This is a genomic window from Nonomuraea sp. NPDC048916, assembly GCF_040649575.1.
Classification (GTDB): Bacteria; Actinomycetota; Actinomycetes; order Streptosporangiales; family Streptosporangiaceae; genus Nonomuraea.
The window spans coordinates 1-4,140 of record NZ_JBEZFS010000094.1 but is presented as its reverse complement, the minus strand read 5'-3'; the positions used below and the strand labels follow the sequence as shown (position 1 = coordinate 4,140).

1 protein-coding gene is annotated in these 4,140 nt (G+C 72.7%); it reads right to left on the bottom strand.

What is annotated here, in order from left to right:
• Positions 1-3,943, bottom strand: a 3,943-nt coding sequence (locus tag AB0C16_RS39795) for a type I polyketide synthase (RefSeq protein WP_357691293.1), incomplete at its 3' end; no start/stop codon positions are given.
• Between the last annotated feature and the right edge of the window lie 197 nt (positions 3,944-4,140).

The following is a 4,140-nucleotide window of genomic DNA, read 5'->3' as shown; positions in this document are numbered from 1 at the left end:
CCACATGCGGCGTCGGCACATCCACATGCAACGTCCGCGGCAACACCCCATGCCGCAACGCCAACACCATCTTGATCACACCGCCGACCCCCGCCGCCGCCTGCGTATGCCCCACATTCGACTTCAACGACCCCAACCACAACGGCCGATCCACAGACCGATCCGCACCGTACGTCGCCAGCAGAGCACCCGCCTCGATCGGATCACCAAGCCTGGTCCCCGTCCCATGCCCCTCCACCACGTCCACATCCACACCCGACAACCCCGCACTCGCCAACGCCGCCCGAATCACCCGCTGCTGCGACGGCCCATTCGGAGCCGAGAAACCGTTGGAGGCGCCGTCCTGGTTCACCGCGCTGCCCCGGACGATCGCCAGCACCGGATGACCGTTGCGCCGCGCGTCGGACAACCGCTCCACGACCAGCAACCCCACACCCTCCGACCAGCCGGTGCCGTCCGCCGCCCCCGCGAACGCCTTACACCGCCCATCAGCCGCCAGCCCACGCTGCCGCGAGAACTCCACGAACGTCTCCGGCGTCGCCATCACCGTCACGCCACCCACCAGCGCCAGCGAACACTCCCCCGACCGCAGCGCCTGCCCCGCCAGATGCAACGCCACCAGCGACGACGAGCACGCCGTGTCCACCGTCACCGCAGGCCCCTCCAGACCCAGCGTGTAGGCGATCCGGCCGGACGCGATCGACCCTCCGGCTGTCTGCCCTGGATAGTCGTGGTACATGACGCCGGCGAAGACACCGGTGGGGCTGCCTCTGAGCGAGGCTGGGTCGATCCCGGCCCGCTCCAGCGCCTCCCACGACACCTCCAGCAGCAGCCGCTGCTGCGGGTCCATCGCCAGCGCCTCGTTGGGGCTGATGCTGAAGAACTCCGCGTCGAACTCCGCGGCATGGCGCAGGAACCCGCCCGTGCGGACGTAGGACTTGTTCGGCGCGCCGGGTTCCGGGTCGTACAACCCCGCGATGTCCCATCCGCGGTCCTCCGGGAACGGCGTGATGGCGTCGACGCCGTTCGCGACGAGCTGCCAAAGGTCCTCCGGCGAGGCCACGCCGTTCGGATAGCGGCAGGCCATCCCGACGATCGCGATGGGATCCTCGTCGGTGCGCTCCTGCCGGGTGGCCGGCGGTCGATCGTCGGGCCTGGCGCCGAGGAGCTGTTCCTTGAGGTGCTCGGCCACAGCGCGGGCGCTCGGGTGATCGAACACCAGCGTCGAAGGCAGCCGTAGTCCCGTCGCCGCGTTGAGCCCGTTGCGCAGTTCCAGTGCCGTCAGCGAGTCGAAGCCCAGCTCGCGGAAGGCCTGGTCAGCCGGCACCGCCTCGGCCTCGGCGTGGCCGAGCACGGTCGCGGCCCGCTCGCGGACGAGCTCCAGGAGGATCCGGTCCCGCTCGCCGTCGGATGCCCCGGCCAGGCGCTGCGCCAGGAGGTTGCGCTGTCCCGTGGCGGCTGCCTGAGCCGTACGCCTGGATGGCGCGGGAACCAGACCGCGCATGATCGGCGGCACCTGCGCCGCGCGGGTACGCAGCGGCCGCAGGTCCAGCATGATCGGCGCGAGGACCGCTTCGCCCGAGCCGACGGCCGCGTCGACGAGCGCGAGCCCTCCGGCTGCTGACAGCATGCCGACGCCTGTGCGGTTCATACGCTGGACGAAGGCTTGCTCCAGCCGCCCGCTCATGCCGCCGGCGTCCGCCCACATACCCGAGGCGACCGAGGTGGCCGGCAAGCCGGCGTGCTTGCGCACCTGGGCCAGCGTGTCGAGGAAAACGTTGGCCGCGGCGTAGGCGGCCTGTCCGCCGACCGACCAGGTGCCGCCCGCGGAGGAGAACAGGACGAAGGCCGACAGGCCCGAGGTGAGTTCGTGGAGGTTCCAGGCGGCATCGACCTTGGGCCGGATGACCGCGTCCATCCGTTCGGGGGTCAGCGCGGTGAGAACGCCGTCGGCGATGACCCCTGCGGCGTGCACGACCGCGGTCAGCGGCCGGTCCGGCGGGATGGCGGCCAGTATCCTGCTCAGCGCGTTCCTGTCGGCGGCGTCGCACCCCACCACCTGCGCGTCCGCGCCTAACGACTCCAGCTCGGCGCACAGCTCGGCCGCGCCCTCGGCATCCATGCCGCGCCGCGAGAGGAGCAGCAGGTGACGCACCCCGTGGGCACGGACCAGGTGCCTGGCGACCAGACGGCCGAGGCCGCCCGTGCCGCCGGTGATCAGGACCGTGCCGTGCTCCGTCCACGGTCCCCGCCCGCCGTCGGCCGCGGCGCGCATGAGGCGCGGCACGAGGACGTCGGAGCCTCGCACGGCGAGTTCCGGCTCATCCAGCGCGAGCGCGTCGGCGAGCAGGCTGCCGCCGCCCGCGTCCAGGTCGGCCAGCACGAACCTGCCGCTGTTCTCCACCTCGGCGGACCTGACCAGGCCCCAGACGGGTGCGGCCACGAGGTCGGGAGAGGCGTCGCCGGGCCCGATCGACATCGCTCCCCTCGTCACCACCACGAGGCGGGAGGTCGTGAAGCGGTCGTCGGCCAGCCACGTCTGGAGGGTGGCGAGCGTGCGGTGGCACAGCTCGCGGATCCGCGAGGGCACGTCACCGCCGCCGTCCCCCCACACGGGCAGCACGACGACGTCGGGAACGGGTGCCCCGTCCCCGACGGCACTGCCCAGCGAGGCCAGGTCGGGATGGACGGCGGACACTCCAGGGATGCCCAGGTCGTCGTCGCCGACGACGGCCCACCGGCCGGGGGAGGTGTCGGACACCGTCCGGCGCTGCCAGGTCAGCCGCAGCAGAGACTCCCCCGCCTCGTGAACGGCCGCGCCCAGGTCGCCGGCCGACGCGGGACGCGCTGTCACGCGCGCCACGTGCGCGACCGGCCGGCCACTCGGATCCGCCAGCCGCAGCGTCAGCGTCTCCGGGTCCCGCAGGGTGACGTGCGCGCGCAGCCTCGTGGCGCCCGAGGCGAACAACGAAACCCCGCTCCAGGCGTACGGCAGAGCCGCCCGGTCGGTGTCGGCCACCGGGTCGTGCAGTGCGGCGTCGAGCAGCGCCGGATGGATGCCGAAGCCGTCGGCTTTCACTCCCTCGGGAAGGGCGAGTTCGGCGAAGACGTCCGAGCCGCTCGTCCACGCCGCGCGCACGCAGCGGAACGCGGGGCCGTACTCGAAGCCCTGGGCGGCGAGGCGGTCGTAGAGTCCGGCGACGTCGAGCGGCTCGGCCTCGCGCGGCGGCCATTCGCTCAGGTCGAAGGCGGGCGGCGGGGCCGCAGGCGCGAGCGTGCCCTCGGCGTGCAGCGTCCACGGCAGGTCCTGGCCCTCGGGGCGGGCGTGGATCGTGAGCGAGCGCAGGCCGTCATCGGCGGGGTCGCCCACTGCCACCTGCACCTGGATCGCGCCGCGCTCGGAGAGCGCCAGCGGGGCGCGCAGGTTCAGCTCCTCGACCTGGCCGCACCCCACCTGGTCGCCGGCACGGATGGCCAGTTCCACGAAGGCCGACCCCGGCAGCAGAAACCGGCCCAGCACGCGATGGTCGGCCAGCCAGGGCAGCGTCGCCCGGGACACGCGGCCGGTGAGCACGACCTCGTCGGCGTCCGCGAGGGGAACGGCGGCACCGAGTATCGCGTGATCCGTGACCTCCAGCCCGGCGGCCGACACGTCCACGGCGGCGGCGGGCGTCTCCCAGTAGCGCTTGCGCTGGAAGGCGTAGGTGGGCAGCGGGATCCTGCGCGCTCCGGTGCCCGAGAAGAAGGCCTCCCAGTCGACGGACCCCCCGGCCGCATAGTGGCGGGCGAGCCCGGCGATCAGGGTGCTCGGCTCGTCGCGGTCTCCGCGCATGACGGGTAAGCAGCCGCCGACAAGGGAGGTGAGCGCGCCACCGGGTCCGATCTCGAGGAACCTGGTCACCCCCATCCCCCGCATCGCCAGCACCGCATCATGGAAACGCACCGGCCGACGCACCTGCTCCACCCAATACCCCGCCCCACACCCCTCCTCCTCCACCAACCCACCCGTCAACGTCGACACCCACGGCACACGCGGCGCGGCGAACCCCAACCCCTCAACCGCCGCACCGAACTCCGCCAACATCGGCTCCATCAACCCCGAATGAAACGCATGCGACACCCGCAACGGACGCACCCGCT